The sequence below is a fragment of the Streptomyces sp. DH41 genome (assembly GCF_029813785.1).
Classification (GTDB): domain Bacteria; phylum Actinomycetota; class Actinomycetes; order Streptomycetales; family Streptomycetaceae; genus Streptomyces.
Genome location: NZ_JARVKY010000035.1, coordinates 39,580 through 66,443 on the forward strand (window position 1 = coordinate 39,580; position 26,864 = coordinate 66,443).

23 protein-coding genes are annotated in these 26,864 nt (G+C 72.2%); 17 read left to right on the forward strand and 6 right to left on the reverse strand.

What is annotated here, in order from left to right; genetic code table 11:
• The first annotated feature begins 240 nt into the window (after positions 1-240).
• Positions 241-1,155 (forward strand): HipA family kinase, encoded by a 915-nt coding sequence (locus tag QC283_RS36090; protein ID WP_279566007.1) that lies wholly within the window; start codon positions 241-243, stop codon positions 1,153-1,155.
• Between the two features lie 88 nt (positions 1,156-1,243).
• Here QC283_RS36090 and aceB read toward each other — a convergent pair whose 3' ends face one another.
• Both aceB and QC283_RS36100 read right to left on the reverse strand, forming a co-directional pair.
• A complete protein-coding gene (aceB, locus tag QC283_RS36095) occupies positions 1,244-2,866 on the reverse strand; it encodes a malate synthase A (RefSeq protein ID WP_279566008.1) in 1,623 nt (540 codons plus the stop codon).
• 183 nt (positions 2,867-3,049) lie between these two features.
• On the reverse strand, positions 3,050-3,658 hold the full coding sequence (locus QC283_RS36100; protein WP_279566009.1) for a nucleotidyltransferase family protein: 609 nt from the start codon (positions 3,656-3,658) through the stop codon (positions 3,050-3,052).
• Positions 3,659-3,827: 169 nt separating this feature from the next.
• On the opposite strand from QC283_RS36100, the gene QC283_RS36105 reads away from it, so the two are divergent.
• Positions 3,828-4,154 (forward strand): DUF5955 family protein, encoded by a 327-nt coding sequence (locus tag QC283_RS36105; protein ID WP_279566010.1) that lies wholly within the window; start codon positions 3,828-3,830, stop codon positions 4,152-4,154.
• Between the two features lie 181 nt (positions 4,155-4,335).
• On the opposite strand, the gene allR is transcribed toward QC283_RS36105, so the two are convergent.
• Positions 4,336-5,139, reverse strand: coding sequence for an allantoin degradation transcriptional regulator AllR (allR, locus tag QC283_RS36110; RefSeq protein WP_279566011.1), 804 nt, complete (start codon positions 5,137-5,139; stop codon positions 4,336-4,338).
• Positions 5,140-5,372: 233 nt separating this feature from the next.
• Here allR and allB point away from each other — a divergent pair, with 233 nt between their 5' ends.
• Together allB and alc are read left to right on the forward strand one after the other, a co-directional pair.
• On the forward strand, positions 5,373-6,710 hold the full coding sequence (allB, locus tag QC283_RS36115) for an allantoinase AllB (RefSeq protein WP_279566012.1): 1,338 nt from the start codon (positions 5,373-5,375) through the stop codon (positions 6,708-6,710).
• A gap of 61 nt (positions 6,711-6,771) precedes the next feature.
• Complete coding sequence (gene alc, locus QC283_RS36120) at positions 6,772-7,902, forward strand: allantoicase (protein ID WP_279566014.1); 1,131 nt, start codon at positions 6,772-6,774, stop codon at positions 7,900-7,902.
• 91 nt (positions 7,903-7,993) lie between these two features.
• Here the strand turns inward: alc and QC283_RS36125 are convergent, their stop codons facing one another.
• A complete protein-coding gene (locus QC283_RS36125; RefSeq protein ID WP_279566015.1) occupies positions 7,994-8,764 on the reverse strand; it encodes an SDR family oxidoreductase in 771 nt (256 codons plus the stop codon).
• 133 nt (positions 8,765-8,897) lie between these two features.
• Here QC283_RS36125 and QC283_RS36130 point away from each other — a divergent pair, with 133 nt between their 5' ends.
• Positions 8,898-9,524 carry a dihydrofolate reductase family protein gene (locus tag QC283_RS36130; RefSeq protein WP_279566016.1) on the forward strand — a complete coding sequence of 209 codons (627 nt, stop codon included), beginning with the start codon at positions 8,898-8,900 and terminating at the stop codon, positions 9,522-9,524.
• Positions 9,525-9,667: 143 nt separating this feature from the next.
• Positions 9,668-10,117 (forward strand): ribonuclease domain-containing protein, encoded by a 450-nt coding sequence (locus QC283_RS36135; protein ID WP_279566017.1) that lies wholly within the window; start codon positions 9,668-9,670, stop codon positions 10,115-10,117.
• Between the two features lie 30 nt (positions 10,118-10,147).
• On the opposite strand, the gene QC283_RS36140 is transcribed toward QC283_RS36135, so the two are convergent.
• Positions 10,148-10,348, reverse strand: a complete 201-nt coding sequence (locus tag QC283_RS36140; RefSeq protein ID WP_279566018.1) for a hypothetical protein — start codon at positions 10,346-10,348, stop codon at positions 10,148-10,150.
• Positions 10,349-10,527: 179 nt separating this feature from the next.
• Here QC283_RS36140 and QC283_RS36145 point away from each other — a divergent pair, with 179 nt between their 5' ends.
• From QC283_RS36145 to QC283_RS36155, 3 genes are all read left to right on the forward strand, one after another.
• Positions 10,528-11,811 (forward strand): sensor histidine kinase, encoded by a 1,284-nt coding sequence (locus tag QC283_RS36145; RefSeq protein ID WP_279566019.1) that lies wholly within the window; start codon positions 10,528-10,530, stop codon positions 11,809-11,811.
• 163 nt (positions 11,812-11,974) lie between these two features.
• On the forward strand, positions 11,975-12,646 hold the full coding sequence (locus QC283_RS36150) for a response regulator transcription factor (protein ID WP_279566020.1): 672 nt from the start codon (positions 11,975-11,977) through the stop codon (positions 12,644-12,646).
• Between the two features lie 97 nt (positions 12,647-12,743).
• Positions 12,744-13,928, forward strand: coding sequence for a cytochrome P450 family protein (locus QC283_RS36155; RefSeq protein ID WP_279566021.1), 1,185 nt, complete (start codon positions 12,744-12,746; stop codon positions 13,926-13,928).
• Between the two features lie 245 nt (positions 13,929-14,173).
• On the opposite strand, the gene QC283_RS36160 is transcribed toward QC283_RS36155, so the two are convergent.
• Positions 14,174-15,196 carry a Gfo/Idh/MocA family protein gene (locus QC283_RS36160; protein WP_279566022.1) on the reverse strand — a complete coding sequence of 341 codons (1,023 nt, stop codon included), beginning with the start codon at positions 15,194-15,196 and terminating at the stop codon, positions 14,174-14,176.
• A 128-nt stretch (positions 15,197-15,324) separates the two neighbouring features.
• Here QC283_RS36160 and QC283_RS36165 point away from each other — a divergent pair, with 128 nt between their 5' ends.
• The 8 genes from QC283_RS36165 to QC283_RS36200 all read left to right on the forward strand — a co-directional run bounded on the left by QC283_RS36165 (position 15,325) and on the right by QC283_RS36200 (position 26,678).
• On the forward strand, positions 15,325-16,062 hold the full coding sequence (locus QC283_RS36165; RefSeq protein ID WP_279566030.1) for a myo-inositol degradation transcriptional regulator: 738 nt from the start codon (positions 15,325-15,327) through the stop codon (positions 16,060-16,062).
• A 314-nt stretch (positions 16,063-16,376) separates the two neighbouring features.
• Positions 16,377-17,381: a sugar ABC transporter substrate-binding protein gene (locus tag QC283_RS36170; RefSeq protein ID WP_279566023.1), complete on the forward strand. Its 1,005-nt coding sequence runs from the start codon at positions 16,377-16,379 to the stop codon at positions 17,379-17,381.
• Positions 17,378-18,433: an ABC transporter permease gene (locus tag QC283_RS36175; RefSeq protein WP_279566024.1), complete on the forward strand. Its 1,056-nt coding sequence runs from the start codon at positions 17,378-17,380 to the stop codon at positions 18,431-18,433. The genes QC283_RS36170 and QC283_RS36175 overlap by 4 nt, the downstream gene beginning before the upstream one ends.
• Positions 18,430-19,260: an ATP-binding cassette domain-containing protein gene (locus QC283_RS36180; RefSeq protein ID WP_279566025.1), complete on the forward strand. Its 831-nt coding sequence runs from the start codon at positions 18,430-18,432 to the stop codon at positions 19,258-19,260. Before QC283_RS36175 ends, QC283_RS36180 begins: the two co-directional genes overlap by 4 nt.
• A 91-nt stretch (positions 19,261-19,351) precedes the next feature.
• On the forward strand, positions 19,352-20,500 hold the full coding sequence (locus QC283_RS36185; RefSeq protein WP_279566026.1) for an ROK family glucokinase: 1,149 nt from the start codon (positions 19,352-19,354) through the stop codon (positions 20,498-20,500).
• A complete protein-coding gene (locus QC283_RS36190) occupies positions 20,497-21,078 on the forward strand; it encodes a sugar kinase (protein ID WP_279566027.1) in 582 nt (193 codons plus the stop codon). The genes QC283_RS36185 and QC283_RS36190 overlap by 4 nt, the downstream gene beginning before the upstream one ends.
• A gap of 153 nt (positions 21,079-21,231) precedes the next feature.
• Positions 21,232-24,252: a DEAD/DEAH box helicase gene (locus QC283_RS36195; RefSeq protein ID WP_279566028.1), complete on the forward strand. Its 3,021-nt coding sequence runs from the start codon at positions 21,232-21,234 to the stop codon at positions 24,250-24,252.
• Positions 24,249-26,678 (forward strand): SWIM zinc finger family protein, encoded by a 2,430-nt coding sequence (locus tag QC283_RS36200; RefSeq protein ID WP_279566029.1) that lies wholly within the window; start codon positions 24,249-24,251, stop codon positions 26,676-26,678. The genes QC283_RS36195 and QC283_RS36200 overlap by 4 nt, the downstream gene beginning before the upstream one ends.
• Positions 26,679-26,864: the final 186 nt, after the last annotated feature.

Consider the following 26,864-nt stretch of genomic DNA (forward strand, 5'->3'; position numbering starts at 1 on the left):
TGCTGTTCGTCCTGGCCAACGTGGCCGCAGCCCTCGCCCCCTGGATAGGTTCTCGCCGGTAGAGGTGGAGCTGCCGTGGGGGAAGCCGGAGAGTCCGTCGTGACCCTGGCCAGGCGGCTCGGCGGTTCGGGCACGCATCGCCGGCGGTCACCCCCGGTTACTATGCTCACTTCCCAGCTGTTGAGCGCCCCAGGAGGTTGCCGTGGATCGCAAGGCTGACGGGGTCGACGGGTTGGGAAAATGCTGAGGAGAGTCACCGCCACCCGCTACATCGAACCCCTGCGCTCCGGGGGCTCCGTCCCCGGTGTCGTCGAGGCCGACGACCTCGGCACCTACGTCGTGAAGTTCACCGGCGCCGCGCAGGGCCGCAAGGCACTGGTCGCCGAGGTGATCGTCGGGGAGCTGGCGCGTGAGCTGGGGCTTCGGGTGCCGGAGTTGGTCCTGGCCCACTTCGACCCGGCGATCGCCGCCGGCGAACCGCACCAGGAGGTGCGGGACCTGCTGGACGCCAGCGCGGGACTCAACCTCGGCATGGACTACCTGTCGGGCGGCGCCGACTTCACGCCCGAGGTCGCGAACGCCTTCCCCGTCGGGTCCGAGGAGGCCGGGCGCGTCGTCTGGCTGGACGCCCTCACCGTGAACGTGGACCGCACGGTGCACAGTTCCAACCTGATGGTCTGGCCGACCTTCGGTATCGCTCCTGCGCGCCTGTGGCTGATCGATCACGGGGCGGCCCTCGTCTTCCACCACCGCTGGGGCGCCTCCCCGCCCCAGAAGGCGTACGACTTCCGTCATCACGCCCTCGGCCACCACGCGCCCGACGTCCGGGCCGCCGACGCCGAGCTGGCGCCGAAGGTGACTCGGGAGCTGCTGCGCGACGTGGTGGCGAGGGTGCCGGAGGCCTGGCTGACCTGTGAGGCCGGCTTCGACACACCGGACGCCGTCCGGGACGCCTACGTCGGCTATCTGCACGCGCGCGTGCGGGCGTCCCGGGAGTGGCTGCCCACCGACTTCCCGACCCGTGAGGAGCTCGCCGCCGAGAACGCCGCCCGCGCGGCACGCACCGAGCGCGGCCGTCCCGACTGGCTCAAGCGGGTCCCCGACCTGCACGGCAAGCCGCCCGCCGAGCAGGACTGGTCCGCACACCTGGGCTGACGTACGTGGCCGGCCCGGCACACGTCCGCGCCCCCGGCGCCGTGCGTGCGGTACCGGGGGCGCGGACGGGCCTTGCGGCAGCCGGGCGTCAGCCCTTCAGCTGCTCGTACGCCGGCAGCGTCAGGAAGTCGGCGTAGTCCTCGTCGAGGGAGACGGTCAGCAGCAGGTCGTGGGCCTGCTGCCAGTTGCCGGCCGCGAAGGCCTCGTCGCCGACCTCGGCGCGGACGTTCGCCAGCTCCTCGGCGGCGACCTTGCGGGCCAGTTCGGCCGTGACCTGCTCGCCGTTGTCGAGGACGACCTCCGCGTTGATCCACTGCCAGATCTGCGAGCGGGAGATCTCGGCGGTGGCCGCGTCCTCCATCAGGTTGAAGATGGCGACCGCGCCGAGGCCGCGCAGCCACGCCTCGATGTAGCGGACGCCGACCTGCACGGCGTTGACCAGGCCCGCGTACGTCGGCTTGGCGTCCAGGGAGTCGACGGCGATCAGGTCGGCCGCCTTGACGACGACGTCCTCACGCAGGCGGTCCTTCTGGTTCGGCTTGTCGCCGAGGACCTTGTCGAAGGACTCCATGGCGATCGGAACCAGGTCGGGGTGGGCGACCCAGGAGCCGTCGAAGCCGTCGCCGGCCTCGCGGTCCTTGTCGGCGCGGACCTTCTCGAAGGCGACCTTGTTGACCTCGGCGTCCCGGCGGGACGGGATGAACGCCGCCATGCCGCCGATCGCGTGCGCGCCCCGCTTGTGGCAGGTGCGGACGAGGAGCTCGGTGTACGCCCGCATGAACGGGGCGGTCATCGTCACCGCGTTGCGGTCCGGCAGCACGAACTTGGCGCCGCCGTCACGGAAGTTCTTGACGATGGAGAACAGGTAGTCCCAGCGGCCCGCGTTCAACCCGGAGGCGTGGTCGCGCAGTTCGTAGAGGATCTCCTCCATCTCGTACGCGGCCGTGATCGTCTCGATCAGGACGGTCGCGCGGACGCTGCCCTGCGGGACGCCGACGTAGTCCTGCGCGAAGACGAAGACCTCGTTCCAGAGGCGGGCCTCCAGGTGCGACTCCGTCTTCGGGAGGTAGAAGTACGGGCCCTTGCCGAGGTCCAGCAGCCGCTGGGCGTTGTGGAAGAAGTACAGGCCGAAGTCGACCAGGGCGCCGGGGACCGGGCGGCCGTCGACCTGGAGGTGACGCTCGTCGAGGTGCCAGCCGCGCGGGCGCATGACGACCGTCGCCAGCTCCTCGTCGGGGCGCAGGGCGTACGACTTGCCGGTGCGCTCGTCGGTGAAGTCGATGGTGCGGGTGTAGGCGGCGGCCAGGTTGAGCTGGCCGAGGACGACGTTCTCCCAGGTCGGCGCCGAGGCGTCCTCGAAGTCCGCGAGCCAGACCTTCGCGCCCGAGTTGAGGGCGTTGATGGTCATCTTGCGGTCGGTGGGGCCGGTGATCTCGACCCGGCGGTCCTGCAGCGCGGCCGGGGCCGGGGCCACCTTCCAGGAGTCGTCCGCGCGGATCGCGGCGGTCTCGGGGAGGAAGTCGAGCGTGGAGGTGCGGGCGATCTCGGCGCGGCGCTCCGCACGGCGGGCGAGGAGTTCGTCACGCCGGGGCGTGAACCGCCGGTGCAGCTCGGCCACGAAGGCGAGCGCCGCATCGGTGAGGACCTCCTCCTGCCGGGGCAGGGGCTCGGCGTCGACGATGGCCAGCGGGGACGGCGCTGGTGCGGACATGAGCTGTCACTTCCTTCAGCGTGGCACCGGGTGCCAGAGGGTGCGTATGGGGCATAGCGCACCCGATGTGCGGGCGGGTGCTTCTGGTCAGTGGATAGTAGTTTCCTCATCGTGGAACTTCAATGGTTTGTTGATGTCGAGATTCTCTGAGTCGAGGGAAGGTGGCGCCCAGTGCCACACCCCTTACTCAAGGTGGCGCAGGTCGGCCTCGGTGTCGATGTCGTACGGCCGCGCCACGTCCCCGCACTCCACGAGATCGATCTCCGCCTCGTGTTCCCTCAGATAGGCGCGTGCCCCGCGGTCTCCGGTCGCGGTCGCCGCCACCCCCGCCCAGTGGGCGGCGCCCAGGAGGACGGGGTGCCCGCGCACGCCCGCGTACGCCGCGGAGGCGAGCGACGTGTCGGCCCGGTATCCGGCACGCACCCGCGCCATCGCCTCCGGGCCGATGCCGGGCTGGTCCACCAGCGACACCAGCGCGGCCCGCGCCCCGCCGCCGGCCAGTGAGGCGAGTCCGGCGCGCAGCGACGACCCCATGCCCTGTTCCCAGTCGGGGTTGTCCACGAGAACGCACCCGTCGAGCGCCGCCCGAGCCCGTACGTCCTCGGCCCGCGCCCCCAGGACCACGTGCACGCGAGTGCAACCGGCCGCGCGCAACGCCGCGACCGCGTGTTCGACGAGTGGACGTCCGCGGTGTTCGAGCAGCGCCTTGGGGCGTCCGCCGAGCCGCCGCCCGCCCCCGGCGGCGAGCAGCAGCCCCGCCACCCCCGCTACCTGGTCTTCGTTGTCCGTCATGCGTCCTGCATACCTGACCGCCCGCCGAACGCTCCGGCGTGCGCCGGGTTTTCGGAGGCTGAATTTCGGTCCGCGCGGTGGCGCGTCCGGTGCGGAGTGGCGTTTACTGGCCCGCGCTCGGCACGTTCACTGCGGAGGGGCGCACAACGGGGTGCGAGGGGGAGGGGCTGTGTTGCGGAGCTTGGGACAGAGCCAAGTGACCGTCGGTGACGAGGACGGTGACGAGGACGTGAGGGTGACCGCACTGCGGACCGCGGTGTCCCGGTTACGCCGCCAACTCGCCCTGTTGCCCGCCGATTTTCCGGACAGAGTCTTCGCCGAGGAGGAACTCGCCGATCTGGCCGCGATGACGGACGACGGTGTCCCCGAGGTGTCGCGACTGCACGGCTCCCTGCTGCTGATAGCGGGCGCGATCGGCTCCGTCAGTGCCCTGTCGCGAGGGCTGACGGACGTCCGTCACGCGGTGGAGCTGTTCGGCGAACCGCCGCGCCGGTGAGGCACGGAGAGGCGCTGAGAGGTGCTGAGGCACGGAGAGGCGCTGAGAGGTGCTGAGGCACGGAGAAGCGCTGAGGCGCTGAGGCGCTGAGAGGCGCTGTGGTACTCAGGCGCTGTTGACGCGCGACGAACGCAGCCCCCGGCCTCGGCAGGCCGGGGGCTGTTCCGTTCGCGGTGCCGGCTCAGGCGGCCGGGTTGCCGTTCGAGGCGAGCAGGGCCTCCGACAGTTCCGCCGCCACCTGCTGGAGCAGCGGCACCATCCGCTCGGTCGCGGTCTCCGTGACCCGGCCGGCCGGACCGGAGATCGAGATGGCGGCCGCGGTGGGGGAGTCCGGTACGGAGACGGCCAGGCAGCGGACGCCGATCTCCTGCTCGTTGTCGTCGATCGCGTATCCCTGGCGCCGCACGTCCTCCAGCGCCGCGATGAAGCCGTCCGGCGTGGTGATCGTCTTCTCGGTCGCGGCCGGCATGCCGGTCCGGCCCAGCAGGGCCCGCACCTCGTCCGCCGGGAAGTCCGCGAGCAGTGCCTTGCCGACGCCGGTGGAGTGCGGCAGGACGCGCCGGCCGACCTCGGTGAACATGCGCATCGAGTGCTTGGACGGGACCTGGGCGACGTACACGATCTCGTCGCCGTCGAGCAGCGCCATGTTCGCGGTCTCCCCGGTCTCCTCGACCAGGCGGGCCAGGTGCGGGCGGGCCCAGGTGCCGAGCAGCCGGGAGGCGGACTCGCCGAGCCGGATCAGGCGGGGGCCGAGGGCGTAGCGGCGGTTGGGCTGCTGGCGTACGTATCCGCAGGCCACGAGGGTGCGCATGAGGCGGTGGATGGTCGGCAGCGGCAGCCCACTGCTCGCGGAGAGCTCGCTGAGGCCGACCTCGCCGCCCGCGTCCGCCATCCGTTCGAGCAGGTCGAAGGCGCGCTCCAGGGACTGGACGCCACCTGTGGCGGACCTGGCGGAGTCGGTGGTGCTGGCGCTGGACGTCGGCACGGCACGTTCCTTTCGGGGCTGGCGGGAGAAAGAAGCGTACCCGGCGGCCGGTTGACTACCGGCTTGTACGTAGCTACGTTCTGCTTGCTGGAATTCTAATTCCGCTTTGTGGAAACGTCCAGGGCGGTGTCGTTGGGCATGCCCGCACAAAGGGTGCCTCTTGACGTCGTGGAACCGGGAATGAAGACTCCTTCAACAGAACGTTGAAATCGGCGGAAGAGAGAGGGGTTCGGGTGTCCGAGGCTGAACTGGTGCTGCGCTCGACGCGTGTCATCACTCCCGAGGGGGTACGAGCCGCGTCGATCGCGGTGACCGGCGGGAAGATCACGGCCGTTCTGCCGTACGACGCCCCCGTCCCGGCGGGCGCCCGGCTGGAGGACGTCGGCGACCACGTCGTCCTGCCCGGACTGGTCGACACCCATGTGCACGTGAACGACCCGGGCCGCACCGAGTGGGAGGGCTTCTGGACCGCCACCCGCGCCGCGGCGGCCGGTGGCATCACCACCCTCGTGGACATGCCGCTCAACTCCCTCCCGCCGACCACGACCGTCGACCATCTGCGCACCAAGCGCGAGGTCGCCGCCGACAAGGCCCACATCGACGTCGGCTTCTGGGGCGGCGCCCTGCCCGACAACGTCAAGGACCTGCGCCCGCTGCACGAGGCCGGGGTCTTCGGCTTCAAGGCGTTCCTGTCGCCGTCGGGCGTGGACGAGTTCCCGCACCTCGACCAGGAGCAGCTCGCCCGGTCCCTCGCGGAGATCGCCGCCCTCGACGGCCTGCTGATCGTGCACGCCGAGGACCCGCACCACCTGGCCGCGGCCCCGCAGCAGGGCGGCCCGAAGTACTCCCACTTCCTCGCGAGCCGCCCGCGCGACGCCGAGGACACCGCGATCGCCGCGCTCCTCGCGCAGGCCAAGCGGCTCAACGCGCGCGTGCACGTGCTCCACCTGTCCTCCAGCGACGCCCTGCCGCTGATCGCCGAGGCCCGCGCCGACGGCGTACAGGTCACCGTCGAGACGTGCCCCCACTACCTCACCCTCACCGCCGAGGAAGTGCCGGACGGCGCGAGCGAGTTCAAGTGCTGCCCGCCCATCCGCGAGGCCGCCAACCAGGACCTGCTGTGGCGGGCACTGGCGGACGGCACGATCGACTGCGTGGTCACCGACCACTCGCCGTCCACCGCCGACCTCAAGACCGACGACTTCGCCACCGCCTGGGGCGGCATAGCCGGCCTCCAGCTCAGCCTGCCGGCCATGTGGACCGCGGCCCGCGAGCGCGGTCTGGGCCTGGAGGACATCGTGCGCTGGATGTCGGCCCACACGGCCCGCCTCGTGGGACTCGACGCGCGCAAGGGCGCCATCGCCGCGGGCCATGACGCCGACTTCGCCGTCCTCGCCCCCGACGAGACCTTCACCGTCGACCCGGCCGCCCTCCAGCACCGCAACCGCGTCACCGCGTACGCGGGCAAGACCCTGTACGGCGTCGTGAAGTCCACCTGGCTGCGCGGAGAGCGCATCGTGGCGGACGGCGCGTTCACCGAGCCGAAGGGACAGCTCCTCACCCGGCCCTGACAGGTCCGGACCTCCTGAATCCAGATCATCCCGAACGACCCGGAAGGAACACCTGATCACCGTGACGGCCCAGCAGAATCCCTCGTTGGCCAGCTTCACCGGAGACGCGAACCCGTACGGAGGCGGCGACCCGTACGCCGACTACCGCACCGCCGACCTCCCCTTCACCCAGTACGCCAACCTTGCCGACCGGCAGCTCGGCGCGGGTGTCGTCGCCGCCAACGACGAGTTCTTCGCCCAGCGAGAGAACCTGCTGGTGCCCGAACCCGCCGAGTTCGACCCCGAGCACTTCGGGCACAAGGGCAAGGTCATGGACGGCTGGGAGACCCGCCGGCGTCGCGGCGCCTCGGCCGACCACCCCTGGCCCACCGAGGACGACCACGACTGGGCGCTGATCCGCCTCGGCGCGCCCGGCGTGATCCGCGGCATCGTCGTCGACACCGCCCACTTCCGCGGCAACTACCCGCAGGCCGTCTCCGTCGAGGCCGCCTCGGTCCCGGGCTCCCCGTCGCCCGAGGAACTGCTCGCGGACGACGTGAAGTGGACGACCCTCGTCCCGCGCACCGCCGTCGGCGGCCACGCGGCCAACGGCTTCGCCGTCTCGGCCGAGCAGCGCTTCACCCACCTGCGCCTCAAGCAGCACCCGGACGGAGGCATCGCCCGCCTGCGCGTGTACGGCGAGGTCGTCCCGGATCCGGCGTGGCTCGCGGCTCTCGGCACCTTCGACGTGGTGGCGCTGGAGAACGGCGGCCAGGTCGAGGACGCCTCCAACCTCTTCTACTCGCCGGCCACCAACACCATCCAGCCGGGACGCTCCCGCAAGATGGACGACGGCTGGGAGACCCGGCGCCGCCGCGACCAGGGCAACGACTGGATCAGCTACCGCCTGGTGGACCGCGTCCAGATCCGCGCCATCGAGATCGACACGGCGTACCTGAAGGGCAACTCGGCCGGCTGGGCCTCGGTGTCCGTGAAGGACGGCGAGTCCGGCGAGTGGCGTGAGGTCCTGCCGCGCACCCGGATGCAGCCCGACACCAACCACCGCTTCGTCCTGCCCGAGGCGGCCGTCGGCACCCACGCGCGCGTGGACATCTTCCCCGACGGCGGCATCTCCCGCCTGCGCCTGTTCGGCTCCCTGACGGAGGACGGCACCAGCCACCTGGCCGCCCGCCACCAGGAGCTCGGCGGCTGACCCACCGCTCACCGACCCGCGGGGCGCACCGGCCGGACAGCACCGGTGCGCCCCGCGCGCATGCCGCCCATCAATACCGCGGGCCAGCCGCCTACGCCGCGTGTCCGCCGTCCACCGCGAACTCCGCGCCCGTCACGTACGAGGCGCCCGCCAGGTGTGCCACCGTCGACGCGACCTCGTCCGCGGTGCCGAAGCGGCCCAGCGCGGTCAAGGCCGACTGCGCGTCCGCGTAGGGACCGTCCGCCGGGTTCATGTCGGTGTCGACCGGTCCCGGATGGACGATGTTCGCCGTGATCCCCCGAGGGCCGAGCTCCCTGGCCAGGGCCTTGGTCAGCCCGATCAGCGCCGACTTGCTCATCGCGTACAGCGTGCCGCCCGGGCCGGGCACCCGCTGGGTCATGCAGGTGCCGACGGTGATGATCCGGCCGCCCTCGGTCATGCGGGACGCGGCCGCCTGCGAGGTGAGGAAGACCCCTCGGACGTTCACGGCGAGCAGCCGGTCGACATCGGCGAGCGACAGAGTGTCGAGCGGGCCGAGCAGGCCCAGACCCACGTTGTTGACCAGCACGTCGGGGTCGCCGCCGAGCGCCTGTGCCGCACGCTCCACCGCCCCCGCCGCCTCGTCCGCGTCGGCGGAGTCCGCCCGCAGGGCCACCGCCCGGCGCCCCAGTGCCTCGACGGCCCGTACGACGTCCTCTGCCGCGTCCTTGCCGTTGACGTAGGTGAGGGCCACGTCCGCGCCCTCCCGTGCCAGCCGCAGCGCGGTCGCCGCACCGATGCCGCGGCTGCCGCCCGTCACCAGGGCCGTCCGGCCGGTCAGCGGCGCCGAGGGGCGAGTGAGTGTTTCCGTGTTCGTGTTCATGGCTCCATCCCAGCGGGCCCGCCCCGCACACGCTGGCGGTGAACGGACGTCGACCTGACCGATGAGTCCTCGACGCCGGCGGAGTCCGAACCGGTGACAGCACAACCACGGCACCCGAAAGCAGGCACCCGTCATGGGCAAGCTCGTACTCACCACTTTCCTCACCCTCGACGGCGTCTACCAGGCCCCCGGCGGGCCCCGGGAGGACACCCGCGACGGCTTCGACCAGGGCGGCTGGACCGTCCCGTACGGCGACGAGGACTTCGGCGGTTTCGTCGACGAGGTGTTCGGCCGGGTCGGCGCCTTCCTCCTCGGCCGCCGCACGTACGACATCTTCGCCTCGTACTGGCCGAAGATGACCGACCCGGCCGACCCCGTCGCGTCCAAGCTGAACGGTCTGCCGAAGTACGTCGTCTCCACCACCCTCACCGACCCGGCGTGGGCGGGCACGACCGTGCTCGGCGGCGACCTCGCCAAGGAGGTCACCGCGGTGAAGGAGCGCACCGACGGGGAACTCCAGGTGCACGGCAGCGGAGCCCTCGCGAGGTCGCTGCTGGCGCTCGACCTCGTCGACACGGTCCACCTGCTGACCTTCCCCGTGGTGCTCGGCGCGGGGCGCCGCCTCTTCGCGGAGGGCACCCGGCCGACGGCCTTCCGGCACACCGGCGGGCGCGTGACGGCGGCGGGCATCTCCATTCAGTCGTACGACCTGGCCGGACGCCCGGAGTACGGCTCGTACGAGCTGCCGGAGAACGCCTGACCGGTCCCGGGGCGCATCATCGCCGCCGCTCGGACGGGTCGGGGCGGCGGCGGGTGAACTCGCCGAAAACACATAGGACTTCCCGGGAAACTCCACGGCCTTGACATTGACATGCCATGGTCTACGCGCGTCATCATGAGGTCATGCGATTCCCCCCACGCGCCGCTCGGCTCGGCGCAGCAGCCGCAGTCCTCTCCGCCCTCCTCGTGGGCGGCACCGTCTCCGCGACCACGGCGAACGCCTCCGCCACAGCGAACGCGACCACCATGGCGAGTGGTGTCCTCTCGGAGGGCGCGGCCGCCGCGGCGGTCGGCGACATCTGTTACAGCGACCTGCCCTCCCAGGCGCACGACACGCTCGACCTGATCGAGCAGGGCGGTCCCTACCCGTTCGAACAGGACGGGACCGTCTTCCAGAACAGGGAGGGCATCCTGCCCGGTCAGTCCACCGGCTACTACCACGAGTACACGGTGATCACTCCCGGCTCCGACACACGCGGCGCCCGCCGCATCGTCACCGGTGAGGACTACCAGGAGGACTACTACACGGCCGACCACTACGCCTCGTTCGACCTCGTCGACCACGGCTGCTGAGGCGGCGGTCACGGTGGCAGGATCCCGGAGTCACCGGGACTTCCTGCTCTCGGCGGCGGCGAACAGCGCCAACGCCAGCACGACGAGGGCCACACTCGCGTAGATCTCGTAGCCGTCCAGGAAACCGATCCGGTGCACGAATCCCCAGTTCCAGTCGGCGAACTCGTGCACGAGGCCCGCGACGCCCTGCACCAGGGCGAAGAAGCCGATGAATCCCAGTAGTTCCTTCATGCCCCCGACCCTCGCCCCGCGGTCCCCCCACACGCATCGGCCGCGGGGCGAGCCCCGTCCGACCGAAGTACCCGATCCCCGTCCTCCGGCGCGCCGAAAGTCCGCGGTTCGGCGACTTTGGTCGACGATCCCGTACGCACGGCGGTCAGGGGGGCCGGTGCTGCGTAGATTCGTCGACTGTGGACAAAGAGAGGCCGGCGCGGATCACCCCGGCGTTCCCGGAGCGTCGCTGGCTGCTGCCCTCGGCGCTGATCGCAGAGCTCGACCCGAGTCCGGACGACGAAGACCATGAACCGTCCGGACGGCGATCCCCGCGATCCCGCAGATCCCGGCGGACCGCACGTGACTGGACCGTCGACTTCAGCTGCTTCCTGATCGCCGTCGTCATCGGCCTCCTCAGCGCGGACGCGCTGGAGAACGAACCGCACCTTCCCCATGCCATGGAGGTCGCCGACCAGGTGATCGGCGCCCTCGCCTGCGCCGCCGTCTGGCTCAGACGCCGGTGGCCGGTCGCACTCGCCGTGGCCATGCTGCCCATCGGCTTCCTCTCGGTCACGTCGAGCGGCACCGCCCTCGTCTCCCTCTTCACCGTGGCCGTGCACCGGCCCTTCCGGTACGTCGCCTGGGTCGCGGGCGCGCACATCGTGCTCCAGCCCGTCTTCTACTGGGTGCGCCCCGACCCCGAGCTGCCCTACCTCGGGGTCGTGTTCTTCGGCATCCTGCTCGCCGCCGCAGTGGCGGGCTGGGGCATGCTCGCCCGCTCCCAGCGGCAGCTCATGCTCAGCCTGCGCGACCGGGCCCGGCGTGCCGAGACGGAGGCCCGGCTCCGTGCCGAGCAGGCGCAACGGCTGGCCCGGGAGGCCATCGCCCGTGAGATGCACGACGTCCTCGCGCACCGGCTGACACTGCTCAGCGTGCACGCGGGCGCCCTGGAGTTCCGGCCGGACGCGTCCCGCGAGGACGTGGCGCGGGCGGCCGGCGTCGTCCGCGAGAGCGCGCACGACGCCCTTCAGGACCTGCGGGAGATCATCGGCGTCCTGCGGGCCGCGGAACCCGACGACGCGGGCCGTCCCCAGCCGACGCTCGCGGCGCTCGACGCCCTGGTCGCCGAGTGCCGCGAGGCCGGCATGGAGGTCGCCCTCGCCGGACATGTCACCGACCCCGCCGCCGTGCCCGCGTCCGTCGGCCGCACCGCCTACCGCATCGCCCAGGAGGCACTGACCAACGCGCGCAAGCACGCCCCCGGCACCGCGGTCACCGTCTCCGTCACCGGAGCGCCCGGAGACGGTCTCGCCATGTCCGTGCGCAACGCCCCGCCCGAGGCCGAGGCGCCCGACGTGCCCGGCTCGGGACAAGGCCTGATCGGGCTGACCGAGCGCGCCACGCTCGCGGGGGGCACCTTGGACCACGGCCCCACCCCCGAGGGCGGCTTCGAGGTACGGGCGCGGCTGCCGTGGGGGTGAGCCGGACGGTTGTGGGCGGACCGTTGTCCAGGCCGATGAGGCCGGTGAGGCGGATAAGGCCGATGAGGCCGGTGAGGCGGATGAGGTCGTCGCAGTACCCGAAGCCGCCGAAGTCGCGGAAGGAACCAAGTCGGCCACCGGCAGCCGTGATTACGTATGCGTCATGACCGCGATCAGACTGCTCCTCGTAGACGACGACCCACTGGTACGGGCCGGGCTGTCGTTCATGCTGGGCGGCGCCGACGACGTCGAGATCGTCGGCGAGGCCGCCGACGGCGACGAGGTCGAGGCCCTCGTCGACCGCACCCGCCCGGACGTCGTCCTCATGGACATCCGGATGCCGGTCGTGGACGGCCTGACGGCCACCGAGCGGCTGCGGGGCCGCCCGGACGCCCCGCAGGTCGTCGTGCTCACCACCTTCCACGCGGACGAGCAGGTGCTGCGAGCCCTGCGCGCCGGTGCCGCCGGGTTCGTCCTCAAGGACACCCCGCCCCCCGAGATCCTCGACGCGGTGCGCAGGGTCGCGGCCGGCGACCCCGTCCTGTCGCCCGCCGTGACCCGGCGGCTGATGGAGCACGCGGCCGGCACCGCCGCCGACACCAGACGCACGCGCGCGCGTACGCGCATCGCCGCCCTCAACGACCGCGAGCGTGAGGTGGCCGTCGCCGTCGGCCGCGGCATGGCCAACGCCGCCATCGCGGCGGAACTCTTCATGAGCGTCGCCACCGTCAAGACGCACGTCTCCCGCGTCCTGGCCAAGCTCGACCTCAACAACCGGGTGCAGATCGCGCTGTTGGTGTACGACGCGGGACTTCTGGAGGAACACGAAAAATAGAGGAGTACGAGAAACAGCGGGAGGACGGGCACTGGCCGGCGGACGTACGCGTTCACCGTGCAGGAGCACATGGGGTCGGCCGGGAGGGGCGGGGACCGTGACGGAAGTGACAGACCTGGGGGAGTTCGGCGACGACTTCCGGCGGAACCCGCACCCGGTCTACGAGCGACTGCGCAGATCGGGCCCCGTGCACCGGGTCCGTCCGCCGTCCCCCGACGCGCGGTACGACACCTGGCTCGTCGTCGGCCACGAGGAGGCCCGCGCCGCCCTGGCCGACCCTCGCCTGGCCAAGGACCCGAGCGGGCTCGGCATGACCTTCCTCGACGAGGAACTGATCGGCAAGTACCTGCTGGTCACCGACCCGCCCCGACACACCCGGCTGCGCGCGCTCGTCTCGCGAGCCTTCACCATGCGCCGCGTGGAGGAGCTGCGGCCGAGGATCCGGCGGATCACCGACGACCTGCTCGACGCCATGCTGCCGCACGGCCGCGGGGACCTCGTGGAGTCCTTCGCCCACCCACTGCCGCTCACCGTGATCTGCGAGCTGCTCGGTGTGCCGGAGATGGACCGCGCCGAGTTCCGGAAGATCTCGACGGAGGCGGTCGCGCCGACCAACGAGGAGAGCGAGTACGACGCCTTCGTCGAGCTCGCCGCGTATCTCACCGACCTGATCGAGGACAAGCGGTGCTCAGGACCGAGCGGCGATCTGCTGAGCGACCTGATCCGCACCACCGACGAGGACGGCGACCGGCTCTCCGCCGAGGAACTGCGGGGCATGGCCTTCGTGCTGCTGATCGCCGGCCACGAGACGACGGTCAACCTCATCACCACCGGCGTCCACGCCCTGCTCTCCCATCCCGGCCAACTCGACACCCTGCGCGCGGACCTGAGCCTGGTCGACGGCGCGGTGGAGGAGGCGCTGCGCTGGGACGGCCCGGTGGAGAACGCGACGTTCCGGTACGCCGCCGAGCCCCTGGAGATAGACGGCACGCCCATCGCCCGGGGCGACGCGGTGATGGTCGGCCTCACCGCGGCCGACCGTGATCCGGACCGCTATCCCGACCCGGACCGTTTCGACATCCGGCGTGACACTCGCGGCCACCTCGCCTTCGGCCACGGTGTCCACTACTGCCTGGGCGCCCCACTGGCGCGGCTGGAAGCCCGTACGGCGATACGGACCCTGCTGGAACGCGCCCCCGGTCTCGCCCTCGACGGCCCGCCCGGCGACTGGCTGCCGGGCATGCTGATGCGGGGGATGCGGAGTCTGCCGGTGCGCTGGTAGGTACTGGGCGCACGGGGAGGACGTCGGCGGACGGTGGTGGCGTGTGCGGCGGGCTCGGCTGCCCGGTGTTCCGGTGTTCCGGTGTTCCGGAGTCCCGGGGAGGGACGGTGCGGTGCGATGCGGTGCGGTCTGTGGTTCGGCGGCCGGCCTTGCCCACCGGCCCGCCCTTGCGCCACGGTCCTGCCCCGGCACTCACACGCCCGCCCGACCCGGCCTCGTCCCTCACCTGGACCCGGTCCCGTCCCTCACCCCGCCACGGGCGCCGGGGCCCCGGGGACCTCCTCCAGCCGCACCGGTCTGCGCTCGCGCCGGGAGGTCTCACAGGCCTCGGCGATCCGCAGGGCCTGCAGCGCCTCGCGCCCGTCGCACGGATTGGCGCGCTCACCGCGAACGACCTCCACGAACGTGGCCAGCTCCGCCTCGTAGGCGGGTCCGAACCGCTCCACGAAGCCGGTCCACGGCTTGTCCGCGGCCGGCGGCCCGGTCGGCTCCGTCGAGGCGATCGGCGTTCGGTCGTCCAGGCCGACGACGATCTGGTCCAGCTCCCCAGCCAGCTCCATGCGTACGTCGTACCCCGCGCCGTTCAGCCGCGTCGCCGTCACCGTGGCCAGCGTGCCGTCCCCCAGCGTGAGGAGCGCCGCGCCCGTGTCTACGTCGTCCGCCGCGCGGAACATCGCCGGTCCGGCGTCGGACCCGGCGGCGTACACGTCGGTGATCTCCTGGCCGGTCACCCAGCGCAGGATGTCGAAGTCGTGGATGAGCGTGTCCCGGTAGAGCCCGCCGGACTGCGCCAGATACGCGGCCGGTGGCGGCGCCTGGTCGCTGGTCACGGCCCGGACGGTGTGCAGCCGGCCGAGCCGCCCGGACCGTACCGCCTCACGCGCTCCCGTGTAGCCGGCGTCGAAGCGACGCTGGAACCCCATCTGCAGAATCGTCCCGGCGTTCTCCACCTCGGCGATCGCCTGCAGCGTGCCCGGCAGGTCCAGTGCGATGGGCTTCTCGCAGAACACCGGTAGACCCGAGCGTGCCGCCCGGCCGATCAGTTCGGCGTGGGCCGGCGTCGCCGTGGTGATCACCACGGCATCCACGCCCCACTGGAAGATCTCGTCCACTCCTGGTGCCGCCGTCTCGCCCAGCCGGTTGGCCAGATCCTGGGCCCGCGCCAGGTCCGCGTCCGTGAGGATCAGGGATCCCACGTCGCGATGGCGGCTGAGCGTGTTGGCGTGAACGGTGCCGATGCGGCCCGTTCCGATGACCCCGATGCGCATGGAATCAAAGTGGGTCACAGCCCACGCGCTGTCAATGCGTATGTCCGGACAATCGAACTACACAGCTTCCCGTCAACAGCGCACGGAGCTACGCTCGGCCCGTGCCGAAACCAGAAGTGGACCCCACCGTGTCGCTGGAGCTCAGCGTGGATCGCAGCAGCCCCGTGCCGCTGTACTTCCAGCTGTCACAGCAGCTGGAGGCGGCGATCGAGCACGGCGCGCTGACCCCGGGCAGCCTGCTGGGCAACGAGATCGAGCTGGCCGCGCGGCTCGGCCTGTCCCGTCCCACGGTCCGCCAGGCCATCCAGTCGCTCGTCGACAAGGGCCTGCTCGTGCGCCGCAGAGGCGTCGGCACCCAGGTGGTGCACAGCAAGGTCAAGCGTCCGCTCGAGCTCAGCAGTCTCTACGACGACCTGGAGGCGGCGGGGCAGCGCCCGGCCACGAAGGTGCTGGTCAACACCGTCGTCCCCGCGACCGCCGAGGTCGCCGCCGCACTCGGCGTCGCCGAGGGGAGCGACGTGCACCGGGTGGAGCGGCTGCGGCTCACGCACGGGGAGCCGATGGCACATCTGTGCAACTACCTGCCGCCGGGTCTCTTCGACCTGGACACCGAGCAGCTGGAGGCCACCGGCCTGTACCGGCTGATGCGGGCCGCCGGGATCACCCTGCACAGTGCCCGCCAGTCCATCGGCGCTCGCGCCGCCACCGCCGGCGAGGCCGAGCGGCTCGGCGAGGACGAGGGCGCCCCCCTGCTCACCATGGAACGCACGACGTTCGACGACACGGGACGCGCGGTCGAGTTCGGCGCGCACACCTACCGGCCGTCCCGCTACTCCTTCGAGTTCCAGCTCCTCGTACGGTCCTGACCGGGGCCGACCGGGGCCGACCGGGGCCGACCGGGGCCGACCGGGGCCGGCCGACGGCGCGGAGCGATCCCGCGTTCGCCGCTCATGGGCGGCGCGGGTGGGGTGGGCGGCGCGTGCCGCCCACCCGGCACGCGGCGTGTTTCGCCGTGCGCGTTCGTCGCATTGTCCGGACAATGTGACCGACGCCTGCTCCCCGGCGCCAAGTGATCGTTCTTCATGTCGGACAATGGGGCGTTTGGGGTTTCGAGAACCCGGCCGGGTTCCCACGGAACTCCGGCACGCACAGCACGGCACAGCAAGAAGGGCACGGCCTCGTGGCACGGTTTCGGACCTGGGTAGGCATAGCGCTGGCAGGGGCACTGTCGGTGTCCCTGGCCGGCTGCAGCAGTACGGGCGGCAAGCGCGCCGAGGACGCCCGCAAGGCCGCGTCGGCCCAGGGGAAGGCGGCGGTGAACACACCCCGCTGGACCTTCGCGATGATCACTCACTCGGGGGATGGCGACTCCTTCTGGGACATCGTCCAGAGCGGTGCCGAGCAGGCCGCGTTGAAGGACAACATCAATTTCCTGTACTCCCAGGACGACGAGGGCCAGCAGCAGGCGCAGCTCGTGAACGCGGCCATCGACAAGAAGGTCGACGGGATCATCGTCACCCTCGCCAAGCCCGCCGCCATGAAGTCCGCCCTGGCCCGTGCCCAGAAGGCGGGCATCCCCGTGATCACCGTGAACTCCGGCTCCGAGGAGTCCAAGGAGTTCGGCGCCCTCACCCACATCGGCCAGGACGAGACGATCGCCGGTGAGGCGGTCGGCGAGGAGCTGAACGAGCGCGGGCGCGAGCAGGCGGTCTGCGTGCTGCACGAGCAGGGCAACGTCGGCCACGAGCAGCGCTGTGACGGCGTGGAGAAGAGCTTCGAGGGCAAGGTCGAGCGGCTCTACGTCAACGGCACCAGCATGCCGGACGTGCAGTCCGCCATCGAGGCCAAGCTCCAGACCGACAAGGCCGTCGACGCCGTGGTCACCCTCGGCGCCCCCTACGCCGCCACCGCCGTGAAGGCCAAGCAGGGCGCGGGGAGCAAGGCCGAGATCGACACCTTCGACCTCAACGCCAAGGTGGCCGCGGGGCTGGAGGACGGCACCCTCGGGTTCGCGGTCGACCAGCAGCCCTACCTCCAGGGCTACGAGGCGGTCGACCTGCTGTGGCTGTACAAGTACAACGCCGACGTCCTCGGTGGCGGCCGGCCGGTGCTGACCGGGCCGCAGGTCATCACCAAGGACGACGCCGCCGCGCTGGCCGACTACACGAGGCGGGGCACCCGATGAGCGCCGGTACGGACGCGGCAGCCGCCGGTCAAAGCGCTGACGAAAGGATTCTGCACGCCTCTCCGCTGCGGAAACTGCTGGGCCGCCCGGAGCTGGGCTCCGTGGTCGGCGCGATCGCGGTCTTCGTCTTCTTCGCGTTCTTCGCCGACAGCTTCCTGCGTGCCACGAGCCTCAGCACGGTGCTCTACGCCGCCTCGACGATCGGCATCATGGCCGTTCCCGTGGCGCTGCTGATGATCGGCGGCGAGTTCGACCTGTCCGCGGGCGTCATGGTCACCTCGTCGGCCCTGGTGTCGTCGATGTTCAGCTACCAGATGACCGCCAACGTCTGGGTCGGTGTCGGCGTCTCCCTGCTGGTCACCCTGGCGATCGGAGCCTTCAACGGCTTCATGCTCACCCGCACCAAGCTGCCCAGCTTCATCATCACGCTCGGCACCTTCCTGATGCTGACCGGCCTGAACCTGGGCTTCACCAAGCTGATCGGCGGCACGGTCTCCACCAAGACGATCGCCGACATGGAGGGCTTCGGCTCCGCCCGTGAGGTCTTCGCCTCCACCCTCACCGTCGGCGGTGTCGGCTTCAAGGTCACCATCCTGTGGTGGCTCGCCCTGGTCGCCGTCGCCAGCTGGATCCTGCTGCGCACCCGCGCCGGCAACTGGATCTTCGCGGTCGGCGGCAACAAGGACGCCGCCCGCGCGGTCGGCGTCCCGGTCAACAGGACGAAGATCGGCCTGTACATGGGTGTGGCCCTCGGCGCCTGGATCTCCGGCCAGCACCTGCTCTTCTCCTACGACGTCGTCCAGTCCGGCGAAGGCGTCGGCAACGAGCTGATCTACATCATCGCGGCCGTCATCGGCGGCTGTCTGATCACCGGCGGTTACGGCAGCGCCGTCGGCTCGGCGGTCGGCGCCCTCATCTTCGGCATGACCAGCAAGGGCATCGTCTTCGCCGAGTGGAACCCCGACTGGTTCAAGTTCTTCCTCGGAGCGATGCTGCTCCTCGCGACCCTGCTCAACGCCTGGGTCCGCAAGCGCGCGGAGGCCACCAAGTGACGCAGACCGAAAGCGGTACGCCGCACAGCCGCACGGCGCTCGTCGAGCTGTCCGGCGTCAGCAAGAACTACGGCAACGTCCGCGCCCTGGAGGGTGTGTCGCTGGAGGTGCACGCGGGCGAAATCACCTGCGTGCTCGGCGACAACGGTGCCGGCAAGTCGACGCTCATCAAGATCATCTCCGGTCTGCACCAGCACGACGGCGGCACACTGAGCCTCGACGGCGAGGAGACCCGCCTCACCTCCCCGCGCGAGGCCCTGGACCGCGGCATCGCCACCGTCTACCAGGACCTTGCCGTCGTCCCCCTCATGCCGGTCTGGCGCAACTTCTTCCTCGGCTCCGAGCCGCGCAAGGGCGTCGCCCCGTTCAAGCGCATGGACGTCGACCACATGCGCCGCACCACCCGCGCGGAACTCCTCCGCATGGGCATCGACCTGCGCGACGTCGACCAGCCCATCGGCACCCTCTCCGGCGGCGAACGCCAGTGCGTGGCGATCGCCCGCGCGGTGTACTTCGGCGCGAAGGTGCTGGTGCTCGACGAACCGACGGCGGCGCTGGGGGTGAAGCAGTCCGGCGTGGTGCTGAAGTATGTGGCGGCGGCACGTGACCAGGGCTTGGGTGTTGTTTTGATCACCCACAACCCGCACCACGCGTACCTGGTGGGAGACAGATTCGTCCTGCTGAAGCGCGGCACCATGGTGGGCAACCACGAGCGGGACGACATCACACTGGACGAGCTGACGAGGCAGATGGCGGGCGGAAACGAGCTGGACGATCTACGCCACGAACTGCAGCGCACCCCGGGGCGCGGGGAACTGGGCGAGTAACCACGACGCACCCGCACCCGGCAACGAACCGGTCACGCCACCCCCTGTCCCATTCGGCACCCGGTACAGCCGTGCGGCACAATCGCACCCGATGAGCACCTACCGCGACTTCACCGCCCCCATCGGCTCCCGCCGCGCCCCGGTCCTGCGCACCGTGGGTACGAGGGAACGCCGCTCGCACCTCACGGCACCCCGCGTGCCGACGGTCGGAATCGACATCGGCGGTACGAAAGTCATGGCGGGCGTCGTGGACGCCGACGGCAACATCCTGGAGAAGCTCCGCACGGAGACCCCCGACAAGTCCAAAAGTCCCAAGGTCGTCGAGGACACCATCGTCGAACTGGTCCTGGACCTCTCCGACCGGCACGACGTGCACGCCGTCGGCATCGGCGCGGCCGGCTGGGTCGACGCCGACCGCAACCGCGTGCTGTTCGCCCCCCACCTGTCCTGGCGCAACGAACCGCTGCGCGACCGTATCGCCGGCCGCCTCGCGGTCCCCGTCCTGGTGGACAACGACGCGAACACCGCCGCCTGGGCCGAGTGGCGCTTCGGCGCCGGCCGCGGCGAGGACCACCTCGTCATGATCACGCTCGGCACCGGCATCGGCGGCGCGATCCTGGAGGACGGCCAGGTCAAGCGCGGCAAGTACGGGGTCGCCGGAGAGTTCGGCCACATGCAGGTCGTCCCCGGCGGTCACCGCTGCCCGTGCGGCAACCGCGGCTGCTGGGAGCAGTACAGCTCCGGGAACGCCCTGGTCAGGGAGGCCCGCGAGCTGGCCGCCGCCGACTCGCCGGTGGCCTACGGGATCATCGAGCACGTCAAGGGCAGCATCGGTGACATCACCGGCCCGATGATCACCGAGCTGGCCCGCGACGGCGACGCCATGTGCGTCGAACTGCTCCAGGACATCGGACAGTGGCTCGGCGTCGGCATCGCGAACCTCGCCGCGGCCCTCGACCCGTCCTGCTTCGTGATCGGCGGCGGGGTCAGCGCCGCCGACGACCTGCTGATCGGCCCCGCGCGCGACGCCTTCAAGCGCCAGCTCACCGGCCGCGGCTACCGCCCCGAGGCGCGCATCGTCCGCGCCCAGCTCGGCCCCGAGGCCGGCATGGTGGGCGCCGCCGACCTGTCCCGGCTGGTCGCCCGCCGGTTCCGCCGCGCCAAGCGGCGCCGGGTGGAGCGGTACGAGCGCTACGAGCGGTACGCGGAGGCCCGCCGCACGTCCGGGGAGTCGCTGTGACGGATTCCCTGCCGCACCAGGCCGGACCCCCGGAGGATCCCGGCCCACCGGCGGAGGGCCGTCGGCGCATGATCCGCCGCCGGTCGCTCACCCTGCTCACCATCGTGCTGCTCATCGGCATCCCGGCCGGCTACCTCGTGATCTCCGCCAACCAGAGCCGCGACAGCGGCAGGGAGAAGGAGGCGAAGTACGCGGCGACCGGCATGACCGAGGGCTGGCCGTCCAAGCTCCAGCGCCGCATCTACGAGCTGCCCGTCCCGGTCCCGTCCGACGAGGTCGCGTACTACGAGACGAACAACTGGAAGACCAGCCGTCTCTACGTCCAGTTCGAGACCACCGGCGCCGGCCTGGACGCCTTCCTGGCGGGACTGGGCGTAGACCGGGACGCACTGGAGAAGGACAAGATCGCCATCAGCGACCGTGCCCAGCAAGTCACCGGCTGGGAGTTCGGCGGTGCCGGCTCCTGGTGGGGCCTCGTCAACGAGCAGCCGAACCCGGCGCCCACCCACGACGTCGTCGTGAACATGCACAACCCGGACTACCCGATGGTGTACGTCGTCTCACGCACGGTTCCCTGACCGAGTACGTACGACGGCGACCGAGTACGTACGACTGCACCCGCGTACGTACGACGGCCGTGGCCCGGCAGGCCGCCGGGGCCGATTGTCAGACCCCGCCCGTAGAGTCGAAGACATCTGATGGGAAGTGCGGGCGAGGGGGTGACAGGACGTATGAACCACATGGCCGTGGCGGGCACACCGGCCGCCGGACGAGCGGGGGAGCGGGGAGAGACGAGACGGCCGGAGGGGTTCGTTCCGTCCGTCCCCGTCCGGCTCGCGGCGGTCTTCCTGCCCGCGCCTCTTCCGCGTGACGGGCGGATCGCCTTCTGGGACCCCGGCGACGGGCCCGTCACCGCCGTCTTCCCAGGAGAGGGGTCCGCTGTCGTCGGACCGCCCGGTAGCGGGACCGCCGCTGCCGCGTCGTCCGGAAGCGCGTCTGCCGCCGCCGAGGCCCTCGGGGACGGCGCCCGGCCTGCCGGGATCACAGAGCTCACCGTCGTTCGGCGGCACGGCGCCGGCGTGCGGCGCAGGACGACACCCGCCCTGTCGCTGCCACTCGGCGAAGCCCTGCCTCTCCTGGTGAGCGCCCGGCACGACCCGGCCGCCCATCCGGCCACCGCCTGCTGGGGCGCCGCGGCCCTGCACGCCCTGCGGCTCACCGCACGCGGCCGGCTGCTGCCCGGCCTGACGGCGACCGGTCACGACGCCTGGCGGGCCGGCCCACTGGACCCCGACGACATCGCGCACCTGCGGGCGGTGGCCGCCGCCCTGCCCCCGGAGGGCCACGCGGTCCCCCTGGACGGCCCGGGCCCGATCCGGCTGCCGGAGCCGGAGGCACTCCTCCGCGCCTTCCTGGACGCGGTCGCCGACACCCTGCCACGCACGCCGGCCGCGCCCCACGCCTCGGGCCGGCCCTTCGCCGCACGCGCCGGCCAGCGCCTGCCCGACGCGCACGACTGGGCGGCGGAGGTCGCCGCCGGCATGGACGCGGGCGTGCGGATCTCGCTCCGCCTGGACCTGTCGGCGTACGACCTGTTCGACGGGGACGACGCCGCGGCCGGGGCAAGCGGCGGCAACGGCGGTGTGCGCAGCGCGGGGGCGGCGGTCGTCCAGGTGCACAGCCTCGCCGATCCCACCCTCGTGGCCGACGCGGCCGACCTGTGGTCGGGAGCCGCCGACACGGCGTTCGGCCCCCGCGCGCGCGTGGACGCCGCCCTCGCGGTGCGGCGCGCGGCGCGCGTCTGGCCGCCCCTCGACCGGCTCACCGAGCAGGACGTGCCCGACGTCCTCAGCCTCTCCGAGGAGGAGGTCATCGACCTGCTGGGCGTGGCGGCCGGCCGGCTCTCCGCCGCCGGGGTCGCCGTGCACTGGCCCCGCGACCTGGCCCAGGACCTCACCGCGACCGCGGTGGTCCGGCCCGCGCCCGGCTCGGCGACCGACGGCACGGGCTTCTTCGAGAGCGAGGACCTCCTCCAGTTCCGCTGGCAGCTGGCGATCGGCGGCGACCCGCTCACCGAGGCCGAGATGGACACCCTGGCGGAGGCCCACCGCCCGGTCGTCCGGCTCCGCGACCGGTGGGTGCTGGTCGACCCGGCTCTCGTCCGCCGCGCCCGCAAGCGCGACCTCGGTCTGCTCGACCCGGTCGACGCCCTGTCCGTCGCCCTCACCGGCAGCGCGGAGGCCGACGGCGAGACGGTCGACGTGGTGCCGGTCGGCGCGCTGGCCGCCCTGCGCGACCGCCTCACGGCCGGTGTCCGCCCCGCCGAACCGCCGCCCGGCCTGCACGCCACCCTCCGCGACTACCAGCTGCGCGGCCTGGCCTGGCTCGACCTCATGACCTCCCTCGGCCTCGGCGGCTGCCTCGCCGACGACATGGGCCTCGGCAAGACGGTCACCCTCATCGCCCTGCACCTCAAGCGGGCGCGCACCGAACCGACCCTGGTGGTCTGCCCCGCCTCCCTGCTGGGCAACTGGCAGCGGGAGATCACCCGGTTCGCGCCCGGCGTCCCCGTCCGCCGCTTCCACGGCCCCGACCGCTCCCTGGACGACCTGACCGGCGGCTTCGTCCTCACCACGTACGGCACGATGCGCTCCGCCGCGGCGACACTGGCCGAGCGGCACTGGGGCATGGTCGTCGCGGACGAGGCCCAGCACGTCAAGAACCCGTACTCGGCGACGGCGAAGGCCCTGCGCACGATCCCGTCCCCGGCGCGCGTGGCGCTGACCGGCACACCCGTGGAGAACAACCTCTCCGAGCTGTGGGCACTGCTCGACTGGACCACCCCAGGACTCCTCGGCCCCCTCAAGTCCTTCCGCGCCCGGCACGCGCGCGCGGTGGAGAACGGCGAGGACGAGGAGGCGGTGGAGCGGCTCGCCAGTCTGATCCGCCCCTTCCTGCTGCGCCGCAAGAAGTCCGACCCGGGCATCGTCCCGGAGCTGCCGCCGAAGACCGAGACGGACCACCCCGTCCCACTCACCCGCGAACAGGCCGCGCTGTACGAGGCGGTGGTGCGCGAGTCGATGCTCGCCATCGAGTCGGCCGAGGGCATGGGCCGCCGCGGCCTGGTGCTCAAGCTCCTGACCTCGCTGAAGCAGATCTGCGACCACCCCGCGCTGTTCCTGAAGGAGGAACACCCGCCGGGCGGCGCCGACCGGCTTACCGCCCGCTCCGGCAAACTCGCCCTGCTGGACGAGCTGTTGGACACGCTGCTCGCGGAGGACGGTTCGGCCCTCGTCTTCACGCAGTACGTCGGCATGGCCCGCCTCATCACCGCCCACCTGACCGCCCGTGCGGTCCCGGTCGACCTGCTGCACGGTGGAACGCCGGTGCCGGAACGCGAGAACATGGTGGACCGGTTCCAGAGCGGGGCCACGCCCGTCCTCGTCCTGTCCCTGAAGGCCGCCGGCACCGGTCTGAACCTCACCCGCGCGGGCCACGTCGTGCACTTCGACCGATGGTGGAACCCGGCCGTCGAGGAACAGGCCACCGACCGCGCCTACCGCATCGGCCAGACCCAGCCGGTCCAGGTCCACCGCCTCATCACCGAGGGCACGGTCGAGGACCGCATCGCCGAGATGCTCCAGTCCAAGCGTGCTCTGGCCGACGCGGTCCTCGGCTCCGGCGAGGCCGCCCTCACCGAACTGACCGCCCGTGAACTGTCCGACCTGGTGTCCCTGCGGAGGCCGTCATGACCCCCCGGCCCGCCGATGAGGCCCGCCGCGCCCTGCGCGAGGCTCGCGAGCGCGGTGAGGGGACGCCGGGCCCCTCCGCCGATGCCGATGTCCATGCGGGGCCCACGGAGCGCGAGCCGGCACGGGAACACGGACGGGGCCTGAGCCAGGACCACGACCGGGCCGAGGATCAATGCCGGGCCGAGGACCACGACCGGGCCGAGGACCACGACCGGGACCCGGGGCGGGGGCGGAAGAGGCCGGAGGAGAGCACTGGGCCGCGCCCCGGGGACGTCGCACGCGCGGCGCTGCGCAGCGCGCGGACCGCACGGCACGCGGGCGCGGACGGAGGCGTCGGCAGTCCGGCGGGCAAGAATGAGAACCCTCGAGACGAGAAAGAGGCGAAACCGGACTCAACCACGGATCCGACCACGGATCCGGCCACGGCTTCGACTGCGGACTCGGTCGCGGGCAAGACCGCGTACGGCCTTCCGGGCACCCCCGGCACGCCCGGCACTCCGCGAGAGGAAGCGGACCTGCCCACAGCGGGGACTCAGCCTGCTGGGCCGACCGCCCCCGGCCCGGCCCACACTCCTGCCGACGCCACGCCCGCGGCGGCCCGCCCCGACTCCGCGGACGGGGGCGACGGACGGCCGGCGGATGTGGCGCGTGAGGCATTGCGGGCGGCTCGTCGGCAGGCGAAGTCGGACACCGCGGTCAACGGCGCGGCGAGCCCACGGCGACTGTCCCGTTCGGCCGGTCGTCCGCGGGGGGCCGTCGAGGGTCCGCGCACCGCCGACGCCCGCGCCCGTGCCGTGCGGGACTTCGTCGCGGGCGCGTTCCGGCTGCCTCCGGAAGCGGACCCGGCCGGAGACCCACTGCCCCTCGGAGATCCCCACGGAGATCCTCACGGAGAGCCCGTAGGAGAGCCCGCGGGAGAACCCGCAGATGGCGGCTCCGCCAAGAGCCCGGCGGTTCCGCACCCGCACCCGCCCCCGGCCCCGTTGCACGGCTCGTACGCCACCCCGGGATCTCTCATGTCCACCGCCGACGAGCCGTTGCCCTCACCCGCATCGTCACACGAGCCACCGCCTCCACCGCCTCCACGACCGCGGGCGCCGCACCCGATGGCACACGGCCAGGCCTCCTCCTCACCGCCCGCCAAGCCCCGTACCCCCCGCTCGATGGCGGCCCCGGGCCGCGACGGCGAACTCCGTCGTACCTTTCCCGCCCTCCCGCCCCGGGCGGCGGCGGACGAGGGCTTCGCCGGGACGTGGTGGGGGAACGCGTGGGTGACCGCCTTGGAGGAGGGCGCCCTGGACGCCGCGAGGCTCGCGCGAGGGCGCGGATACGCCGAACGGGGACACGTCGACGCCATCACCGTGACCCCCGGCCTGGTCCTCGCCTATGTACAGGGCAGCCGGCCCCGGCCGTACCGCGTCCAGGTGAGGCTGCGCACGCTCGACGACGCAGACTGGGAGCGGTTCCTGGACACCGCCGTGGCAAGGCCCGGGCACATCGCCGCCCTCCTCGACAAGGAGCTGCCCCACTCCCTGGCCGACTGCGGTGTCCCCCTGCTCCCCGGCCCCGGCGACCTCGCCCCGCAGTGCAGTTGCCCCGACTCCGGACACCCCTGCAAGCATGCAGCCGCCCTCTGCTACCAGACGGCGCGGCTGCTCGACGCCGACCCCTTTGTCCTGCTCCTGCTCCGCGGCCGGGGCGAACGCGAGCTGCTCGACGCCCTGTCCCGGCTGAACGCCGCCCGCGCGGCCCGAGCCGCCCAGGACCGGGCACCGGCCTCCCTGCCCGGCGTCCGGGCGGCTGAGGCCCTGACCTCGCGCGCCCTGCCGCCCCTCCCGGCGCCGCTGCCCGCGCCCCCGCATCCCGAACAGCCCCCGGCCTACCCGGCGGCACCAGGTGGCCCGGACCCCTTCGCGCTGGATCAGTTGGCCACCGACGCCGCCGCCCGCGCCCACGCCCTGCTCACCACGGGCCGCGATCCGGTAGGCGGGCTGACGCTGTGGCAGGACGCCGTCCGCCTCGCCGCGGCCCGTCCCGGCTCCGGTCTCACCGCCGGCACCCGAGCGCTCTACGCGTCCCTCGCCAAGGCCGCCGGCCGCGGTACGGCGGAGCTGGCCCGTGCCGTGGCCGCCTGGCGCCAGGGCGGACCCGACGGCCTGGACGTCCTTGAGGAGGCCTGGGACCCGCCGGCCGGCCGCTTCGACCGCGCCCGCCCCCTGCTGCTCGCCGCCGACCTGCCCGCCTTCCGCCCCTGGCGCAATCGCCTCACCCACCCCCAGGGGCACGTCCAGCTCCGGCTCGGCCGCACCGGGCTCTGGTACGCCTACGAGTCGGAGCCGGGACACGACGACTGGTGGCCGCGCGGCACCCCGGACCTCGATCCGGTCGGCGCGCTGACCGGCTTGGGCGCGTCCGGCGACCTCTGACGTTCGCCTGCCGACGGCCGGCAAGTGAACGACGCGGCCGGAAACCCACGTACGCCCATCTAGTGACCTGAGTCGGAGATTTGTCGTTGGTTGGGCATGAGTCGTCCGGGTCCGAAGATTCCGCCATTGTCGGTGACCGATGCCCAGCGGGTGGTGCTGGAGGGCTGGATGCGGCGTCGTTCGACG